This window comes from Bacteroides sp. OF03-11BH, from assembly GCF_003604005.1.
GTDB lineage: Bacteria > Bacteroidota > Bacteroidia > Bacteroidales > Bacteroidaceae > Bacteroides > Bacteroides ovatus.
On sequence record NZ_QTMW01000008.1, the window covers coordinates 96,995 to 117,111 of the forward strand.

17 protein-coding genes are annotated in these 20,117 nt (G+C 41.1%); 14 read left to right on the forward strand and 3 right to left on the reverse strand.

Features of this window, described 5'->3' with window-relative positions:
* Positions 1-231 precede the first annotated feature (231 nt).
* The 8 genes from DXA54_RS08195 (at position 232) to DXA54_RS08225 (ending at position 7,820) form a co-directional block, all read left to right on the forward strand.
* Entirely contained in the window at positions 232-732 is a 501-nt protein-coding gene (locus DXA54_RS08195) for a DMP19 family protein (RefSeq protein ID WP_120079195.1), read from the forward strand.
* A gap of 82 nt (positions 733-814) precedes the next feature.
* Positions 815-1,597, forward strand: a complete 783-nt coding sequence (locus tag DXA54_RS08200) for a hypothetical protein (protein WP_133304688.1) — start codon at positions 815-817, stop codon at positions 1,595-1,597.
* A 26-nt stretch (positions 1,598-1,623) separates the two neighbouring features.
* On the forward strand, positions 1,624-2,169 hold the full coding sequence (locus DXA54_RS08205) for a Yip1 family protein (protein ID WP_008021718.1): 546 nt from the start codon (positions 1,624-1,626) through the stop codon (positions 2,167-2,169).
* Between the two features lie 9 nt (positions 2,170-2,178).
* Complete coding sequence (gene smpB, locus DXA54_RS08210) at positions 2,179-2,631, forward strand: SsrA-binding protein (RefSeq protein WP_008643258.1); 453 nt, start codon at positions 2,179-2,181, stop codon at positions 2,629-2,631.
* An 89-nt stretch (positions 2,632-2,720) separates the two neighbouring features.
* On the forward strand, positions 2,721-5,468 hold the full coding sequence (gene metH / locus DXA54_RS08215; protein ID WP_074706082.1) for a methionine synthase: 2,748 nt from the start codon (positions 2,721-2,723) through the stop codon (positions 5,466-5,468).
* 11 nt (positions 5,469-5,479) lie between these two features.
* Positions 5,480-6,079 carry a nitroreductase family protein gene (locus DXA54_RS08220; protein WP_004310800.1) on the forward strand — a complete coding sequence of 200 codons (600 nt, stop codon included), beginning with the start codon at positions 5,480-5,482 and terminating at the stop codon, positions 6,077-6,079.
* A 71-nt stretch (positions 6,080-6,150) separates the two neighbouring features.
* Positions 6,151-6,276 (forward strand): symporter small accessory protein, encoded by a 126-nt coding sequence (locus DXA54_RS28505; protein WP_004296931.1) that lies wholly within the window; start codon positions 6,151-6,153, stop codon positions 6,274-6,276.
* Positions 6,273-7,820 carry a sodium:solute symporter family protein gene (locus tag DXA54_RS08225; RefSeq protein WP_004296930.1) on the forward strand — a complete coding sequence of 516 codons (1,548 nt, stop codon included), beginning with the start codon at positions 6,273-6,275 and terminating at the stop codon, positions 7,818-7,820. Before DXA54_RS28505 ends, DXA54_RS08225 begins: the two co-directional genes overlap by 4 nt.
* 36 nt (positions 7,821-7,856) lie before the next feature.
* Here the strand turns inward: DXA54_RS08225 and DXA54_RS08230 are convergent, their stop codons facing one another.
* Together DXA54_RS08230 and udk are read right to left on the reverse strand one after the other, a co-directional pair.
* Complete coding sequence (locus DXA54_RS08230) at positions 7,857-9,248, reverse strand: transglycosylase SLT domain-containing protein (RefSeq protein ID WP_004305959.1); 1,392 nt, start codon at positions 9,246-9,248, stop codon at positions 7,857-7,859.
* Between the two features lie 17 nt (positions 9,249-9,265).
* Positions 9,266-9,877, reverse strand: a complete 612-nt coding sequence (gene udk / locus DXA54_RS08235) for a uridine kinase (RefSeq protein ID WP_008648370.1) — start codon at positions 9,875-9,877, stop codon at positions 9,266-9,268.
* A 108-nt stretch (positions 9,878-9,985) separates the two neighbouring features.
* On the opposite strand from udk, the gene DXA54_RS08240 reads away from it, so the two are divergent.
* On the forward strand, positions 9,986-10,285 hold the full coding sequence (locus DXA54_RS08240) for a Dabb family protein (RefSeq protein WP_008774925.1): 300 nt from the start codon (positions 9,986-9,988) through the stop codon (positions 10,283-10,285).
* A gap of 15 nt (positions 10,286-10,300) precedes the next feature.
* On the forward strand, positions 10,301-12,358 hold the full coding sequence (locus DXA54_RS08245; RefSeq protein ID WP_009000895.1) for a protein-disulfide reductase DsbD family protein: 2,058 nt from the start codon (positions 10,301-10,303) through the stop codon (positions 12,356-12,358).
* Between the two features lie 105 nt (positions 12,359-12,463).
* Here the strand turns inward: DXA54_RS08245 and DXA54_RS08250 are convergent, their stop codons facing one another.
* Positions 12,464-13,168, reverse strand: coding sequence for a pirin family protein (locus tag DXA54_RS08250; protein WP_004296925.1), 705 nt, complete (start codon positions 13,166-13,168; stop codon positions 12,464-12,466).
* Positions 13,169-13,363: 195 nt separating this feature from the next.
* On the opposite strand from DXA54_RS08250, the gene DXA54_RS08255 reads away from it, so the two are divergent.
* From DXA54_RS08255 to DXA54_RS08270, 4 genes are all read left to right on the forward strand, one after another.
* The gene (locus DXA54_RS08255; protein WP_004305965.1) at positions 13,364-13,966 is read left to right on the forward strand and encodes an RNA polymerase sigma-70 factor; all 603 of its coding nucleotides are present in this window, start codon (positions 13,364-13,366) and stop codon (positions 13,964-13,966) included.
* Positions 13,967-14,052: 86 nt separating this feature from the next.
* A complete protein-coding gene (locus tag DXA54_RS08260) occupies positions 14,053-15,042 on the forward strand; it encodes a FecR family protein (RefSeq protein WP_008648361.1) in 990 nt (329 codons plus the stop codon).
* Positions 15,043-15,250: 208 nt separating this feature from the next.
* Positions 15,251-18,694: a TonB-dependent receptor gene (locus DXA54_RS08265; protein WP_120079200.1), complete on the forward strand. Its 3,444-nt coding sequence runs from the start codon at positions 15,251-15,253 to the stop codon at positions 18,692-18,694.
* Positions 18,695-18,717: 23 nt separating this feature from the next.
* Complete coding sequence (locus DXA54_RS08270) at positions 18,718-20,109, forward strand: RagB/SusD family nutrient uptake outer membrane protein (protein WP_004305970.1); 1,392 nt, start codon at positions 18,718-18,720, stop codon at positions 20,107-20,109.
* Positions 20,110-20,117 lie beyond the last annotated feature (8 nt).

A 20,117-nucleotide genomic window follows, 5' to 3' on the forward strand; every position in this document is an offset into this window, starting at 1 on the left:
AGGTAACGGACATTCACACGGTAGATAACCTACGTTTGTACGTTAGGTAAATTCTATATTATTTCACGGGCTACCGTTTCAATACTTGTTTGCTAAAGTATCATTTGCTTCAAAACCGTACCGGAAGGAATGAAACGGATTGATAATTGTTTTTAGTAAGATTGTAGGCGTATCATTATTAGATATGGGATTAAAGTTGTAACTTTGTTGCTTCAAATATTAAATGAAGATATGATCGAAGTTTTAGAGTCTGCTTTACAGAAGGCTGCGGGTGAAGGAATGGATGAATTTATCCAAGCGTTTACAGATAAATATAAAGAGATTGTCGGTGGCGAACTAACTGCCGAAACAATGCCTCTGCTGACAGGAGAACAACATTCTTTGCTGGCATATCAGATTTTTCGTGATGAAATAATGGTTGGTGGATTTTGCCAATTAATTCAGAATGGCTATGGTGGCTATATCTTTGATAATCCGTTTGCGAAAGTGATGCGTTTGTGGGGAGCGGAAGAATTCTCTAAATTAGTTTATAAGGCTAAGAAAATCTTTGATTCCAACCGGAAAGACTTGGAAAAGGAACGGACGGATGATGAATTTATGGCTATGTATGAGCAATATGAAGCTTTTGATGAATTGGAAGAGACTTATTTGGAGACAGAAGAGCAAGTAACAGCATTGATTGCGAGTTACGTAGATGAACATTTGGAACTTTTTGCAAAAATAATAAAGTAAAGGATGCAGTATTTTTTAAGTACTTGCATTTATTAATTATGAATTAGAATTTATATCTTTGCAAAATCTAAAAAATATGTTTATGAAACAGATGAAATTTTTCTTGGTGGCTTTGATGGCTGTGGTTATGGGTGTGTCGGTTACTTCTTGTATGAAAGGAGAAAATAATACAGTAGTACCTGTATATGGTGTGATTACTTTAGTAAATACATTCCCATACCAGTTTCAAGTAGAAGGTAGTAACGTAATATTTGAGGCTAGTTCAATGTCAATCCCTGGTTTATCTAGTGATGCATATAGTGGGGATATTGTTCTGCTGAATGCACAATATGATACGGAAACGCAACCTGTTGATCAGAACACAAAAAAGATCATTGTGGAAGCTGCTGGAGCTGAAAAGTTGAATGTTAACTCATACGTTTCTTCAGATGATGTAACGTATAATCGTTCTATAATTTCTCTGAGTAGATATGGCTCTAGTGTTTCACCTTATCTTTACAGTGCAAAATGGATAATATTTCCTATGCCTTTCTGTGTCGAAAAAGAAGAGAATGTGTCTAGTCATACTTTTTATTTAGTGTATGATAAGGAGAATACTGCAAATGATGATAATACTATGGTATTACGTTTACGCCATACTTCTACTGAAGATGCCGATAAAGAAAAGACTGTAGTGACTCGTTATAGGGCTTTTAATATAGCTAATGTTGTAAGTCGTTTTGAAGGTACTAAACTCAAAACTATTAAAATTATAGTACCAGAACAAACGGGTGATTCACCTAAAATTGAAGAAGGTTCAAATAATGGGTATAAGGATGCAACTTATACTATTAATGATTATGATAAATACGTAACTAACAATTGAACTACAAAGAACTATTTAACATAGCAATGAAATTGATTTCCTCTCCGGCCAAGGCTTGGGAGGAAATTTCTATGGAAGAGGATAGGCGAAAAGTATTTATGGCTTTTGTCTATCCTATGATTGGTTTATGCGGTCTGTCCGTATTCATCGGTTCGTTATTGACGAATGGGTGGGGAGGTCCGCAAAGTTTCCAGATAGCTATGACCAATTGTTGCGCCGTAGCTGTAGCCCTGTTCGGTGGCTATTTTCTGGCAGCTTATGCCATCAATGAAATGGGAACAAGGATGTTTGGTCTGCATAGCAATATGCCGTTGACACAACAGTTTGCAGGATATGCATTGGTTGTGTCTTTCCTGCTTCAGATAGTAACCGGACTATTACCTGATTTTAGAATTATTGCTTGGTTGCTGCAGTTCTACATCGTCTATGTGGTATGGGAGGGAGTTCCTATACTGATGGGAGTAGAAGAAAAACAACGATTAAAATACACCCTTTTGTCGTCTGTATTGTTAATACTATGTCCGGCGGTGATACAGATCGTGTTTAATAGACTGACGGCTATACTTAATTAATGAGTAAAGATGAAACAACCTCCTGTAAATATAAAGAATAAACGGGCTACGTTTGATTACGAGCTGATAGATACCTACACAGCAGGTATTGTATTGACCGGTACGGAAATAAAATCCATTCGTTTGGGAAAAGCCAGTCTGGTAGATACGTTTTGCTATTTTACGAAAGGCGAATTGTGGGTGAAGAATATGCACATCGCCGAATATTTCTATGGATCGTACAATAACCATACGGCACGTAGAGAGAGGAAGTTGTTGCTTAACAAAAAAGAATTGGAAAAACTTCAGCGGGAGATGAAAAATCCCGGCTTTACGATTGTTCCTGTACGCTTGTTTATCAATGAAAAAGGTTTGGCGAAACTGGTAGTCGCTTTGGCGAAAGGTAAGAAAGAATATGATAAACGGGAATCTATAAAGGAGAAAGACGACCGTAGAGATATGGCAAGAATGTTCAAGCGGTAACTAAAAACCGCTATAAGATAAACGCCGGACTGCGAAGAGTCTGGCAGATGATGGCAGAGTAGGTAATTAGGAATTAATGTGATAGGGTAATGAAAAAGACAATTTCTCAAGTCGTATCCGAGCGCATCCTTATTCTGGATGGGGCAATGGGTACAATGATTCAACAATATAACCTCAAGGAAGAAGATTTTCGTGGTGAACGATTTGCGCATATCCCCGGACAGTTGAAAGGGAATAACGACTTATTGTGTCTCACACGTCCCGACGTGATTCAAGATATTCATCGTAAATACCTGGAAGCAGGTGCGGATATCATCGAGACCAATACATTCAGTTCAACCACAGTTTCTATGGCTGATTATCACGTAGAAGAATACGTGCGTGAGATGAATCTTGCAGCCGTAAAACTGGCTCGTGACCTTGCTGACGAGTATACAGCCAAGAATCCCGATAAACCACGTTTTGTGGCCGGCTCCGTAGGACCTACCAATAAAACCTGTTCTATGAGCCCGGACGTGAACAACCCGGCTTATCGTGCTTTGAGTTACGACGAACTGGCTGCATCCTATCAGCAACAAATGGAAGCAATGCTCGAAGGTGGGGTAGACGCCATTCTGATTGAGACAATCTTTGATACCCTAAATGCCAAAGCTGCAATTTTTGCTGCCGAACAAGCCATGAAAATGACAGGCATAGAAGTGCCGATCATGTTATCTGTAACAGTGTCTGATATTGGCGGACGAACATTGTCCGGACAAACATTGGATGCATTTCTGGCTTCTGTGCAACATGCCAATATATTTTCAGTCGGTTTGAATTGCTCATTCGGTGCCCGTCAGTTGAAGCCGTTCCTGGAACAGCTGGCATCCCGTGCACCTTATTATATTAGTGCCTATCCGAATGCCGGGTTACCGAATAGTCTGGGTAAGTATGACCAGACACCTGCGGATATGGCTCATGAAGTGAGAGAATATATTGAAGAAGGATTAATCAATATTATTGGTGGCTGTTGTGGTACGACAGATGCTTATATTGCTGAATATCCCGCCCTTGTAGAAGGAGCTAAACCACACGTTCCTGCCTCTGCGCCGGATTGTATGTGGCTCTCCGGACTTGAACTGTTGGAGGTGAAGCCGGAAATAAACTTTGTGAATGTCGGCGAACGTTGCAACGTAGCCGGTTCGCGCAAGTTCCTTCGTCTCATCAATGAAAAGAAATATGATGAAGCCCTTTCTATCGCCCGCCAACAAGTGGAGGACGGTGCTTTAGTGATTGACGTCAATATGGACGATGGATTGTTGGAGGCAAAGACAGAGATGACTATTTTCCTGAATCTTATCATGTCCGAACCGGAAATAGCCCGTGTTCCGATTATGATCGATTCTTCCAAATGGGAAGTTATTGAAGCCGGACTGAAGTGTCTTCAGGGCAAATCAATCGTCAATTCTATTTCTTTGAAAGAGGGAGAGGAAGTTTTCCTTGAACATGCCCGAATCATCCGGCAATATGGAGCCGCTGCTGTGGTCATGGCGTTCGACGAGAAAGGACAGGCAGATACAGCCGCCCGTAAAATCGAAGTTTGCCAACGGGCTTACCTTCTTTTGGTTGACAAAATTGGTTTTAATCCTCACGATATTATTTTTGACCCCAATGTGCTTGCTGTAGCTACGGGGATTGAAGAACATAATAACTATGCTGTAGATTTTATTGAAGCTACCGCTTGGATAAAGAAAAATCTCCCTGGTGCACACATCAGCGGAGGAGTCAGCAACCTCTCTTTCTCTTTCCGTGGCAACAATTATATCCGTGAGGCCATGCATGCAGTGTTCCTTTATCACGCCATCCAACAAGGAATGGACATGGGGATTGTGAATCCGGGAACTTCCGTATTGTACACTGATATTCCGGCTGATGTCTTGGAAAAGATAGAAGATGTTGTCTTAAACCGTCGTCTGGATGCGGCGGAACGGCTTATCGAATTAGCGGAATCTCTGAAAGCAAACATGAGCGAAACTGCCGGACAACCGGCTGTCAAGCAAGATGCCTGGAGAGAAGGAACTGTTCAGGAACGTTTGAAGTATGCCTTGATGAAAGGAATTGGAGATTTTCTGGAACAGGACTTGGCAGAGGCATTGCCTCTTTATGATAAAGCTGTCGATGTAATTGAAGGACCGCTGATGGATGGAATGAACCATGTTGGTGAACTGTTTGGTGCCGGTAAGATGTTTCTTCCCCAGGTTGTGAAGACTGCCCGCACCATGAAGAAAGCCGTAGCTATCTTGCAACCGATCATTGAATCGGAAAAAGTGGAAGGAAGTGCTTCGGCAGGTAAAGTGCTACTGGCAACTGTAAAGGGGGATGTGCACGACATCGGAAAAAACATTGTAGCTGTAGTGATGGCCTGCAATGGTTATGATATTGTAGATTTAGGAGTAATGGTTCCTGCAGAAACCATCGTTCAGCGTGCTATTGAAGAAAAGGTAGATATGATCGGGTTGAGTGGACTGATTACTCCATCTTTGGAAGAAATGGCTCACGTGGCTGTTGAACTTGAAAAAGCAGGTTTGGATATTCCTCTTTTGATTGGTGGAGCCACTACATCGAAGATGCATACGGCATTAAAGATTGCTCCTGTTTATCATGCTCCGGTAGTACACCTGAAAGATGCTTCCCAAAATGCAAGTGTCGCTTCCAAATTGCTCAACCCGCAGGCAAAAGCCGAGCTGGTGAATGAATTGGAAACAGAATATGAAGCACTCCGTGAAAAGAGTGGGCTGATGAAGCGTGAAACTGTTTCGTTGGAAGAAGCACAGAAAAATAAGTTGAACCTGTTTTAAACATTGTCACAATGAAAAAGATTTTCTCTTTCTTATGTCTGATTGTAGCAGTCACTGCTATGACCTCCTGTTCTTCTGCAAAAGAAGAAAAAGGAACATCCGGAACCGGAAATGCTGTGTTGGATAATATTTTCGAGCGCAAAAGTGTGCGTGCTTATCTGAATAAAGGAGTAGAGAAAGAGAAAATCGACTTTATGCTTCGTGCCGGAATGGCTGCTCCTACGGGTAGGGATATCCGTCCATGGGAATTTGTGGTAGTATCTGATCGTGCCAAACTAGATTCAATGGCAGCAGCACTTCCTTATGCCAAAATGCTGACGCAGGCCCGTAACGCCATCATCGTCTGTGGAGATTCAGTACGCTCGTCATATTGGTATTTAGATTGTTCTGCAGCAGCACAGAATATTTTGTTGGCTGCTGAAAGTCTGGGATTGGGTGCTGTATGGACAGCGGCCTATCCTTATGAAGACCGTATGCAAGTAGTGCGTAAATATACTAACCTGCCCGATAATATTCTTCCGCTTTGTGTCATTCCTTTTGGCTATCCGGCTACAAAAGAGAACCCGAAACAGAAATTTGACGAGAAAAAGATACATTATAATCAGTATTAGTAAACAAAAGTTTTGTCTTTTCAATAATTTCCTTACATTTGCGTCCAAATTGATTAAAATCTGATACGCAAATGTTTGGAATAGACGACCCTTTTATTATTCTGCCTTACCTGCTTTCGGTGGTATGTGTGATTTTTGCTGCCTGGTTTGGGCTGAAATATTGGAATAAGGACGACGAAAAAGACGAAACCCGATGAATACATTTACTCTTGGACTAATTGTGGTAGCTTATCTGCTGTCACTGGCCTACCTCGGCTTTTTGGGATATAAGAAAACAACGAATACCAGTGATTATTTAGTAGGCGGACGTCAGATGAATCCTATCGTAATGGCACTTTCTTATGGTGCTACGTTTATTTCTGCATCTGCTATTGTAGGTTTTGGAGGAGTGGCGGCTGCTTTTGGAATGGGTATTCAGTGGCTCTGTTTCCTCAATATGTTTGTTGGGGTGGTTATAGCTTTTATCTTTTTCGGTTTGCGTACCCGGCGTATGGGGGCGAAGTTGAATGTGAGTACTTTCCCTCAATTATTAGGCCGTCATTTCCGTTCCCGTAATATACAGGTATTTATTGCTGCTGTTATTTTCATCGGAATGCCGCTTTATGCAGCGGTTGTAATGAAAGGTGGAGCCGTATTCATCGAACAAATCTTTCAGATTGATTTCAATGTTTCCTTATTGATATTTACCTTGGTTATTGCTGCTTATGTCATAGCAGGGGGAATGAAAGGAGTAATGTATACAGATGCTTTGCAAGGAGTTATCATGTTTGGCTGTATGTTATTTCTGTTGTTTTCTTTGTATCAGGTGCTTGATATGAACTTTATCGAAGCTAATAAAGAATTGACTGCCATTGCTCCGCTAGTTCCGGAAAAGTTTAAAGCGCTAGGACATCAAGGATGGACTGCAATGCCCATCACAGGTTCTCCACAATGGTATTCGCTGGTAACTTCTCTCATTTTAGGAGTAGGAATCGGCTGTCTTGCACAGCCGCAGTTAGTGGTTCGCTTTATGACCGTGGAGAGTAGCAAGCAGTTGAACCGCGGTGTATTTATCGGTTGTTTCTTTCTGATTATAACAGTAGGGGCTATCTATCATGCTGGAGCCTTGAGTAATCTTTTCTTCCTGAAAACAGAAGGAGCGGTTGCTACCGAAGTTGTGCAGGATATTGATAAGATAATTCCATATTTTATTAATAAAGCGATGCCCGACTGGTTTGCCGCACTCTTTATGTTGTGCATCCTTTCAGCCAGTATGTCTACGTTAAGTTCGCAGTTCCATACGATGGGTGCTTCGGTAGGCTCTGATATTTACGGAACTTATAAACCCCGTTCACGGAATAAACTTACCAATGTGATCCGTCTGGGCGTATTATTCTCTATCCTGGTCAGCTATATTATTTGTTATATGTTGCCTCATGATATTATAGCCCGCGGAACTTCTATCTTTATGGGAATTTGTGCAGCCGCTTTTCTTCCGGCCTATTTCTGTGCTTTATATTGGAAGAAAGCTACTAAACAAGGTGTCATGGCAAGTCTTTGGGTGGGAACAATCGGCAGTCTGTTTGCTCTTGTGTTTCTTCATCAGAAAGAATCTGAAGCATTAGGTATCTGTAAAGCGTTATTCGGACGGGATGTGTTGATTACCACTTATCCTTTCCCTGTGATTGACCCGATATTATTTGCCTTACCATTATCTGTATTGGCTATTGTCGTAATCAGTCTGATGACCTATAGGAAATAAGTATTAGGTATTACACCTAATACTTAATACTTTATCTCATGCTTTTATTTTCTTTTTGTAGGATTCGTAGCGCGACATAATATCTCGAACGAAATTGTAAGTCTCGATGCCACGGAAATATCCGTTTTTGCAGACAGGATCGTTGAAGTATTCTTGATTGCTTTTAAGCAAGATGAAGTTTTCTACATTATCTTTCCATACTAATTTGTTTTTCCCGTATTTTTCGGCTAGTGCCATTGCGTCATATATATGTCCCAAACCGGCATTGTAAGATGCCAGGATAAAATTGAGCCGTTCCTGCTTATCGGGAATCATGCTGAAACTCCGGTCGGTGGCAGTAATATATTTGATAGCCGCTTTCACACTTTCCTCCGGATTCTGCTCTTTGCCGGGAGGTACTCCCATTGCACGTGCTGTGGCAGGCATTAACTGCATGAGTCCTTTGGCACCTGCCCAAGATACAGCGGTAGTGTCAAAATTGGATTCTGTATACGCTAATGATGCAAGCATGCGCCAGTCCCAGCCGATGTCTTTGGAATACTTCTTGAATAAATGGTCATAATGAGATATCTTTCCTTCTTTTAAGGAGAGGATAGGAGAGTGCGGCATCATTTTACTATTCTCAAAATAACGTTTCATACTCGCTGTGTAAGCAGGAGAAGTCATGTTTTCCTGATGCCATTGGGTAGCAGCGGCTGCGAGCTCGGGGCTGTCTTTTCGTACCGCCCACGAAGAACGTTGATCGAAACTGATGGACAGGCCGATATTTAAATTGGGATAATAGGTCTTATTAAGTCTGGCTAAATCATTGTCGGCCACCGTATACAGAATTTTTCCTTGCGCTACTTGCGTAATCAAGTCCTCAATAGTGATACTGTCATTGGTGACTTCATGAATCCGGATACCTCCTCCTAATTCACTATTCAGATTGACGAGGCGGTCATAATATTTCCCTGGTTTTACGTATATATCTTTTCCGACCAGTTCGGTTACATCTTTCAACGGCTTCTGTTTTCCTCTTCCTTGCTGAACAATTACCTGGTGAGTAATTACATCTTCGCCACAATAAAGAAGACTGTCTTTCCACTCTTTGGTGATTGGCAGATTATAGGCAATCATGTCTCCTTCACCTGCCAATAATTTTTGGATCATTTCGTCGACGCTGTTGGCTACTTCAATCCTAAGTTTTAGTCCCAGGCTTTTGGCAAACTGTTCACTAAGTTCATATTGGAACCCCATTTCTTGTCCCCGGTAAATGAAATAGGAAGTAGAGCTATATAATGTCAATACAACGAGTTCGCCACTATCTTTTATTTGTGGAAGATCACGCGCTGTCTCATCCATCTTGTTATGATGCTTATTCCGGCATCCGAGCATACAACAAAATAGAATAAGAAATAAAGGAATACTCAGTGTCTTGACATTCATTTCTTAATTTTTAATTTTTAATTCTTAAGGTGCTTCTTGATGTACATAGTCAGTATATCAATAGCTACCCTATTACTGCCTCCTTCCGGTACAATAAGGTCGGCATATCGTTTGCAAGGTTCGATAAATTGCAGGTGCATAGGTTTTAAAACCCGTGTATAGCGTTCCATTACAGCTTCGGCAGTACGTCCGCGCTCAATGACATCTCTCTGAATGACACGAATCAGGCGTTCGTCGGGATCGGCATCAACAAATATTTTGAGGTCCATCATATTGCGCAGCTTTTTATCACATAAGGCAAGGATTCCTTCAATGATAACCACCTCACGAGGTTCGATATGAATGGTTTCGGGCTGGCGCGTGCATGTGAGATAAGAATAGGTGGGCTGTTCGATACTCTTCCCTTCTTTCAGCGTCATGACATGCTTGGATAGCAGACTCCATTCAAAAGCATCCGGATGGTCAAAATTGATATTCTGGCGTTCTTCAACCGGGACATGACTACTGTCTTTGTAGTATGAATCCTGTGGTAAGAGTACTACTTCTCCTGCGGGGAGGCTTTCTATAATTTTCCGTACGACGGTGGTCTTTCCGGAGCCCGTTCCGCCTGCTATTCCTATAATTAACATCTCTTTAAATGTATATTTGAACCAAATAGAGTATTTTTGCATTACTATTAATGTGGTAAACGCATTAACAAGACAAATATAGAAACAATTCATTAAAATAACAACGTAATGGTAAAACACATTGTATTATTTAAGTTAAAAGACGAAGTTCCTGCTGAAGGGAAACTGGAAGTCATGACTAAATTCAAGGAAGCGATAGAAGCTCTTCCTGCTAAAATTTCTGTAATTCGCAAAGTGGAGGTCGGATTGAATATGAATCCTGGTGAAACATGGAATATTGCGCTTTACAGTGAGTTTGATACACTAGAAGATGTTAGATTCTACGCAACACATCCCGATCACGTAGCTGCCGGAAAGATTCTGGCTGAAACGAAGGAGAGCCGTGCGTGCGTAGACTATGAATTATAAACCTCAAAAATAAAGATGAGAAAAATAATTTCTTTCCTGCTTTTAAGCTTTGTTGTATATGCATTGCAAGCGCAGATCAAAGATCCGGTAAAGTTTAAAACAGAGCTGACAGCTCTCTCCGATACGGAGGCAGAGGTGGTGTTTACAGCTACCATGGATAAAGGTTGGCATGTTTATTCTACCGATCTGGGAGATGGCGGCCCTATTTCCGCAACATTCAATGTTGATAATAAATCGGGTGTCGAGCTTGTAGGCAAACTGAAGCCTGTAGGCAAAGAAGTATCTACTTTCGATAAATTGTTCGAAATGAAGGTACGCTATTTCGAGAATACAGCAAAGTTTGTGCAGAAAGTAAAATTCACGGGTGGAGCTTACGCAATCGAAGGTTATCTGGAATATGGAGCTTGTGATGACGAGAGTTGTCTGCCTCCTACTCAGGTGCCGTTTAAGTATTCCGGAGTAGCAAAAGCCGGAAATGCCGCTGCAACAAAAACAGAGCAACCGGAGCAAAAGGTAGCGGATAAGCAAAAAGAAGAACCCGTTCCTGCTGCTACGAAAGATTCTTCTGCGATGATGGAACTGGTGCCTGCAACTACAACCGAAGCTGCTACGGATATTCAGCCTGCTGTTGCATCGGGTGATCTTTGGAAACCGGTAATCAGTGATTTACAAGCCTTAGGAGAAGAACATGGTCAGGAAGACATGTCCTGGATATATATATTCATAACAGGTTTTCTGGGTGGATTATTGGCATTGTTTACCCCTTGTGTATGGCCGATTATTCCGATGACAGTCAGTTTCTTCTTAAAACGTAGTAAAGACAAAAAGAAAGGAATTCGTGATGCGTGGACATACGGTGCATCTATCGTAGTGATTTATGTGGCATTGGGCTTGGCTATTACTTTGATTTTCGGAGCCAGTGCATTAAACGCTTTATCTACCAATGCTATTTTCAACATTCTCTTCTTCCTGATGCTGGTGATTTTTGCTGCTTCATTCTTTGGAGCGTTTGAAATCAGGCTGCCGTCGAAGTGGGGAAATGCAGTAGATAGCAAAGCTGAATCTACGACCGGATTGCTAAGTATTTTCCTGATGGCTTTCACGCTTTCATTGGTATCTTTCTCTTGTACAGGTCCGATTATCGGCTTCTTGCTGGTACAGGTATCTACAACAGGAAGCGTAGTTGCTCCGGCAATCGGTATGTTAGGATTTGCCATCGCTTTGGCATTGCCGTTTACACTCTTCGCCCTGTTCCCGTCTTGGCTGAAATCGATGCCAAAGTCCGGCGGATGGATGAATGTTATCAAGGTTACGCTGGGTTTCCTCGAATTAGCATTTGCACTTAAATTCTTGTCAGTTGCTGATTTGGCTTATGGTTGGAGATTGCTTGACCGCGAAACATTCCTGGCTTTATGGATTGTCATCTTTGCTTTGCTTGGATTCTACCTGTTGGGCAAGATCAAATTCCCGCACGATGACGATGATAATAAGGTGGGAGTAACCCGCTTCTTTATGGCGTTAATCTCTTTAGCATTTGCCGTATATATGGTTCCCGGTTTGTGGGGAGCACCATTGAAAGCCGTATCTGCATTTGCTCCGCCTATGCAGACGCAAGATTTCAATCTGCATAAGAATGATGTACACGCGAAATTCGATGACTATGATTTAGGAATGGAATATGCCCGTCTGAACGGAAAACCGGTTATGCTCGACTTTACCGGATATGGTTGCGTAAACTGCCGTAAGATGGAAGCAGCGGTATGGACTGACCCGAAAGTGAGTGATTTGATTAATAACGACTACGTATTGATTACACTTTATGTAGATAATAAAACTCCGTTGACTGAACCTGTGAAGATTATCGAAAACGGTACAGAACGTACTTTGCGTACTGTCGGCGATAAATGGAGCTATCTGCAACGTGTGAAATTCGGAGCTAATGCCCAGCCTTTCTATGTATTGCTGGACAATCAGGGTAAACCGTTGAATAAGTCGTATGCTTATAACGAAGATATTCCTAAGTATATTGAATTCTTACAGACCGGATTGGAGAATTATAAGAAAGGAAAATAACGATTTCTCCGATAATGACCAATCTTGGACAATGAATAAAAAAGCGGTTTCATCTTTTCGATGAGGCCGCTTTTTGAATAGAATAAATTGAAATTTTAGCGAAAATTACATGGGTACTTCTATTAATAGAAGTTGGGTTCCTTTTAATATATGTATCGGGAATTCTTTTGTATCCCAAACACCGATACCATCACGTTTGGACAGCCGTTCTTCCGCCACTGTGATTTCTCCTTCAAGTACGAAGATATATACCCCGTTACCTTCCTGATGCATCTTATATTCGATTGTTTTTTCCGTATCGAAACTTCCCATAGAGAACCATGCATCTTGTTTGATAGAAGCTGGAGTCTTCCCGTTCGGAGACAGGATTAGCGCCAGTTCATTTGGTTTCAGGAGCGGACGAATATCGAAGTTGTTATACTCCGGTTTGGTGTTTTCAACTCGTGGAAATACCCATATCTGCAGGAATTCCAGTTGTTCTTTATCACTGCCATTGTATTCACTGTGATAAATGCCGCTGCCTGTACTCATAACCTGAATATCACCCGGAGTGATGGTTTTTGTGTTTTGTACACTGTCACCATGTTTCAGGTATCCTTTTAGGGGGATGGAAATCACTTCCATATTTTTATGCGGATGTGTATCGAATCCCATAGACGGGTCTACACTGTCATCGTTCAGCACTCGTAATGCTCCGAAATGAATTCTTTCCGGATTATAATAGTTGGCAAAACTGAATGTGTGATGGGTCTTGAGCCAGCCGTGATTGAAATAGCCTCTTGATGAAGCTCTGTCGATTACTTTTTTCATAATCTTCCTTTCTTTTTTAATAGAACTTTGGTGTGCGTCTTATTTGCACTTTACTATTACTAATAACAATGGAAAGGTAGATAAAGTTCTTAACGGGAGATTTAATAAGAAGGGAGCTTTATTTTTTTATTTCAGAAAAAATACATACGTTTGTAACATCATAACAATACCTTTGTGGCCAAAAATAAAGAAAGTATGTACGCAACAGACACTCTAATGGATGAACGGGAAGTGGTTCTCCGTCTGATAGACGGAGATGAAGAGGCCTTTTGCGAACTTTATGCCGCTTATAAGAATCGTTTGCTCTACTTCGCCCTGAAATTCGTCAAGTCGCATGAATTTGCGGAGGATATATTTCAGGATGCGTTTACGGTAGTTTGGCAAACCCGTCGTTTCATCAATCCCGAAGCCTCTTTTTCTTCCTATCTTTATACTATTGTGCGTAATCGTATTTTGAATCAGTTGCGGGATATGGCTAATGAAGATCAGCTGAAAGAGCAGATTCTTTCTCAAGCGATCGATTCAACGAACGAAACGAATAATCATATTCTGCTCAATGATTTGAAAGAGATTATTGCCCGTGCATTGGAGCAATTAACGCCCCGCCAGCGTGAGGTATTTAAAATGAGCCGTGAACTACAGATGTCTCATAAAGAAATAGCCGAAGCATTGGGCGTTTCAGTTCATACAGTGCAAGAACATATTTCTCTTTCTCTAAAAGTGATTCGTTCCTATTTGACTAAATATTCAAGTACATCAGCCGATGTACTTTTGATTCTATTGTGCTTGAATTTATAATAAATGTTAATCACACCCTAGCTCTTTCTTACTTTTGTGTATTACTTATACAAAGGGAAGGAAATTAATATCCTTATTTTGAATATATGATGAAAGATACTAAAACAGAAAAAGATAAATTGCATCGCTATCTGGATGATCTTTATACCCGGGATGATGCTTCACAGTTGTTGCAAAGTATTAAGGATTCAGAAAACCAAGATATATTGGACGAACTGGCAGCAGAGGTTTGGGAAGAATCCGGGAACCTGCAACCTGGTAATGATTTGGAGCGGGAAAAATATAAGAGAGAGGCACGCCAATTACTGAAACGTATTGAACACAAAAAACGTACATGGTTCCGCCGGGCTTCTGTGGTGGCAGTCAGTACAGCGGCTGTAATAGCCATTATCATAGGGAGTGTCAACTTTTTCCGGTATATGAATGAACGACAGGTCACATTGGCTGAAATTACCACTTCCTTTGGTGAGAAAAGACAAGTGACTTTGCCGGACGGGACTCTTTTGGTTCTGAACTCTTGTTCGCAAGTGCGTTATCCGGATCGTTTTGTTGGAGATCTCCGTGAAGTGGAACTTGAAGGAGAGGGATATTTCCGTGTTGCCCGTAATGAAAAGATGCCATTTGTTGTGAGGACGAAGCGACTGGATGTTCAGGTGTTAGGTACCCGGTTTGATGTAAAATCCTATTCAACAGATGAAATAGTGTCTGTGAGTGTGGAGAGTGGTAAGGTGCAGGTCGATTTGCCGGAAGCGATGATGAGGTTGACTGCTAAAGAACAGGTGCTTATCAATACTGTTTCCGGAGAATATAGTAAGAAAACAGAGGATAGGGGAGTGGCTGTCTGGATGAAAGGTGGGTTACGCTTTTACAGTACACCTATCCGCGATGTGGCAAAAGAACTGGAACGGGTATATAATTGCCGGATTACTTTTGCTCCCGGTCAGGATTTCAACAACTTGATTACCGGCGAACATGATAACAAGAGTCTGGAAGCGGTACTTAAATCCATTGAATTTATCAGCGGTGATATCAAATATAAGAAAGAGGGCATCAATGTACTTCTTTATAAAGAATGAGATGAATAATAGATAATGTTCAACCTTTTAAAAAATAATAGATGAAAACAGCTCCTTCATGAACCTCCCCAAAATGATAGAAGCACTCCAAAGGAATGCCTCTATCCGCAATCCGGACGGATATTCATAAGCTTCGACCCAAATGAATAACGTATCGCGCATTGCTTGTTTTTAATAACTTTAGTCAATTACTAAAACGCACAAATTTATGAATAATCTTCTTATTTGTAAAGGGATAAGTAAAAATAGCTGTTCGTTTTTAGCTTTTTTACTATTCACCTTCATTTTAATAGCTCCGGCTGCTGCTCAGACATTGAAAGAGCATGATATTACGCTTCGTGTGCAAAACGAGCCGGTAGAGAGTGTTTTCAATAAAATCAGCAAACAGACTAATTTTAAGTTTCTCTATGATCAGGAGACGGTGAACAAGGCTCCGAGAGTTTCTTTCGACATTAAAAATGCTTCATTAAAACAGATTCTGGGAGAAATTACTTCCCAGGCCAAGCTTTATTTCAATAGGACCGATCATACAATTGCTGTCAGCAAACAGCCGCTTAAGAAAGAAGAAACTGCTCAACGTGCGCGCACTATCCAGGGAATAGTTGCAGATGATAAAGGAGAACCGGTGATTGGTGCCAGTGTGCAGATTAAGGGAGAAGGCAGTGGTACGATTACCGATATTGACGGACGTTATTCATTAATGAATGTACCGGAGTCTGCAACATTGACTATTTCTTATATTGGATATAAAACGGTAAATATCTCTGCAAAGGATAAAAATACGGCGAAAATCACGTTGGTAGAAGATAGTAAGATGATTGATGAGGTAGTAGTGGTGGGATATGGAGTTCAGAGAAAAAGAGACGTCTCTACTTCTATTTCTTCCGTGAAAGCTGAACAAATTGCGGATGTTTCTGCTTCAGACTTTCGTCAGGCGTTGGCAGGTAAGATGCCGGGGGTACAGGTTACACAGCCAAGTGGTGATCCGGAGGGAAGTGTAAGTATCCGTGTTCGTGGTATCAGTACGGTTAATGCCGGTAGTGATCCTCTTTATATTATTGATGGCATGCCGGTGGAACGTGGATTTGCCAATCTGAATAATAATGATGTCGAATCTGTGGAAGTTTTGAAAGATGCTTCGTCGGCAGCTATTTATGGTAGTCGCGGTTCCAACGGTGTAATTATTATCACGACCAAGCAGGGACAGTCGGAAAAGATGAAAGTGCAGTATGATGGATATTATGGTATCCAGAGTGTTTCGAAGAAACTTTCAATGATGAATGCATATCAGTTTGCCGAATTTGCAAAGGATGGTCATGACAACGCTTATCTGGATGCTAATCCCGGAGGTTCACCGGATGACCCGAATGGAATGCGCCCGAATTCATGGGAACGTATTCCTACCGAACTCTTTCCCTATCTGAATGGTGATAAGGGGTTGACGGATACGGATTGGCAAGATGCTATTTTTCGTACTGCTGCTACTACCAGCCACAATGTTTCTATTTCCGGCAGAGGAAAGACAGTCGGCTATTTCATTTCAGCCAACTATTATGATAAAGAAGGTATTATAATTAATTCCGACTTTAAGAAATATAGTATGCGTATGAATTTGGACGGGAAATATAAAAGACTGAAATTCGGTTTGAATTTTTCTCCTTCCTATTCTACTTCCAATCGGGTAGATGCTTCCGGATCTAATGGTATTGTGCAATCGGCATTGATGATGCCTCCGGTATGGCCGGTGTATAATGCGGATGGCAGCTATAATTATCAGGGAAACGGCTATTGGAGAATTGGAAATGACTATCAGCATAATGCCGTATTGAACCCGGTAGCCATGGCAAACTTACAATCGGATGTTGTAGACCGTATGGCGATTGTCGGAAAAGTTTTTGCTGAATTGGAGTTGTATAAGGGGCTTACTTATAACATTTCTTTTGGTGGCGATTATTATGGTTCGCATAATGACCAATATCGTTCTTCGGAACTTCCTTTATTGGGACAAAAGTATTATGATGTAAAGTCAAATCCGACAGCCTACAGTTCATCAGGTTTTTATTTCAACTGGTTGGTGGAGAATAAAATCAATTATAACACAACGATTAAAGATGCTCATTCCATCAATGTGGTCTTAGTACAGTCGGCTCAAAAAGAGACATATAAAGGAGATAATGTGACGGCGACCGATTTCCCGAACGACTATATACAAACAATTTCCGGAGGTACGGTGACGAAAGGTGCATCCGATAAAACCCAATGGACGATTGCTTCTTATCTGGCGCGTATGCAGTACAGCTATAAAGGTAAATATATGGCTTCGGCGGCTATTCGTGCAGACGGTTCTTCCCGTTTTGGCAAGAATAATCGGTGGGGATATTTTCCTTCAGCTTCTTTGGCGTGGAGAATAAGCGGAGAAGACTTCTTTATGAAGGCTAAGTGTCTGTCGTTTGTTGATGATTTGAAGTTAAGAGCGAGTTATGGAGTGACCGGTAACTTCCAGATTGGTAATTATGATCATTTGTCTCTGATGGCTTTGGATAATTATGTGCTTGGCACAGGTAACGGACAATTGGTGAATGGTTATAAGCCAAGTACCATAAAGAATGAAGATTTGAGTTGGGAAAAGAATGCGATGGTGAATGTGGGTGTTGATTTGCAGATGTTCAAAGGATTGCTGGGACTGACTGTGGATTATTATAATACCAATACCTCTAATATGTTGTTGAATGTACCAGTTCCCCACTTGACCGGATATAGCACTGCATTGATGAATATCGGTAAAGTGAATAATAGGGGATGGGAAGTTGCTTTGACCTCACAGAAGAATATAACTAAAGATTTCGGTTATTCGTTTAATGCTAATTATGCCACTAATACGAACGAAGTGAAGGCACTCGGTCCGGGTAATGCTCCTATCATATCTACCGGTAGCGTAGATCATGCTTATTACATAACGAAAGTCGGTGAACCCATCGGATGTTATTATCTGTTGGTGCAGGATGGAATTTTCTCCAATGAAGAAGAATTAAAAAAGTATCCTCATTTCAGCAATACCCAGCCGGGAGATTTCCGCTTTGTGGATGTAGACGGGGATGGAGTGATGGATTTGGATAAAGATCGTACAATCGTGGGTAACTATATGCCCGATTTTACCTATGGGTTTGGTGGTAAAGTCTGGTTTAAGGGATTTGACCTTGATTTTAATTTTCAAGGAGTATATGGTAATGAGATTCTGAATCTGAATCGTCGTTACATTGATAATCTGGAAGGTAATACCAATGGCACCACTATAGCCTTGAATCGTTGGAAAAGTCCGGAAGATCCGGGAAACGGTCAGGTGAATCGTGCCAACCGTAAGTCAAAGGGGTATAATGGTCGTACTTCAACCTGGCATCTGGAAGATGGTTCTTATCTGCGACTGCAGAATGTGACACTAGGATATACCTTGCCGAAGAACCTGACTCAACGCTTTTTCGTGGAAAAATTAAGAGTTTACGTTTCCGGACAAAATTTATGGACTTCGACTAATTATAGCGGATATAATCCGGAAGTAAATGCACGTCCGAGTAATTCTCTTTCACCGGGTGAGGATTATGGAACTTATCCATTAGCTAAAACATTCTTGTTTGGGCTAAACATAACACTTTAATCATCCTTTAAAATACACGTTATATGAAAAAATATAAACTAATACTATTCCTGTCAACTGCCTTGTTATCAGTTGCTTGTACAGATAGTTTCTTCGATTTGGAACCGAGTAGCAGTGTGCCTACCGACAAGGTATATAAGACAGCGGAAGATTTTAATGTAGCTGTGATAGGATGTTACTCCAAATTGCAGACACAAGTTTCCTATTTTACAGAGTGTTGCGAATATCGGAGTGATAATTTGACATTGAGTGCGCCCACTGCCGGAACACAAGACCGTTATGATATCGATCAGTTTGCAGATAAAGCCTCTAACGGAATTTTGGAAGATGCCTGGGCGAACTTTAATAATGGAGTCTATCGTTGCAATCTTGTATTAGATAGAATTGATGAGGCCAACTTCGACGCAACTCTGAAAAAACAATATAAAGGCGAAGCTCTTTTTATCCGTGCCCTTACTTATTTTAATATGTATCGTTTATGGGGAGGGATACCGATGACTAATAAAGTGGTGACGGTGGCTGAAGCTCTTAAAATCGGGCGCAGTTCCGATCAACAGGTTTATGATTTTCTTGTCGGTGATTTGAATCAGGTTATTAATGAAAATATGTTGCCGTCTTCTTATACAAGTGCCGATATGGGACGAGTGACTTCCGGTGCTGCAATGGCATTGCTCGGCAAGATTTACCTGACTTTCCATAAATGGACGGAGGCTCGCAATGTGCTATCTCAACTAGTGGGTCGGTATTCTTTAATGACTACTCCCGAACAGGTGTTTGACGTGAACAATAAAATGAACGATGAGATTATTTTTGCTGTTCGCTTTAATAAGGATGTTGAAGGAGAAGGACATGGATATTGGTTCTCTATTATTAATCTGACTGATGATACCAATCAGACAAAGTCTCTGAAAGAGTGCTACAAAGATGGGGATAAGCGCAAGAATCTGATTACCTATGTAAAGGTGGAAGATAAAGTATGCGTGATGAATAAATTTAAGGATGTCAAAAGTGCGACCTATAATACAGTCGGTAATGACCAGATTATTCTCCGTTATGCCGATGTGCTGTTAATGTACGCTGAAGCTTTGAATGAAATCAGTTATAGTAATTTGCAGAATTCAGAAGCTATGGTTGCTTTGAATGCTGTGCATACTCGTGCCGGATTGTCTCCGCTTCAGATAACAGAGCTTCCCGATCAGGATAGCTTCCGTAAAGCGATTATGTTGGAACGTCAACAGGAGTTTCCTTATGAAGGACAGCGTTGGTTCGATTTGGTACGTATGGGAGGTGCTAAGGAGGCTATGAAAGCAGAAGGACATATTATTCAGGACTATCAATTCCTGTATCCTATTCCAAAAACGGAGTTGGAAAGAATAAACAACACAGAACTGTTGTGGCAGAATACGGGATATTAATAGGATTA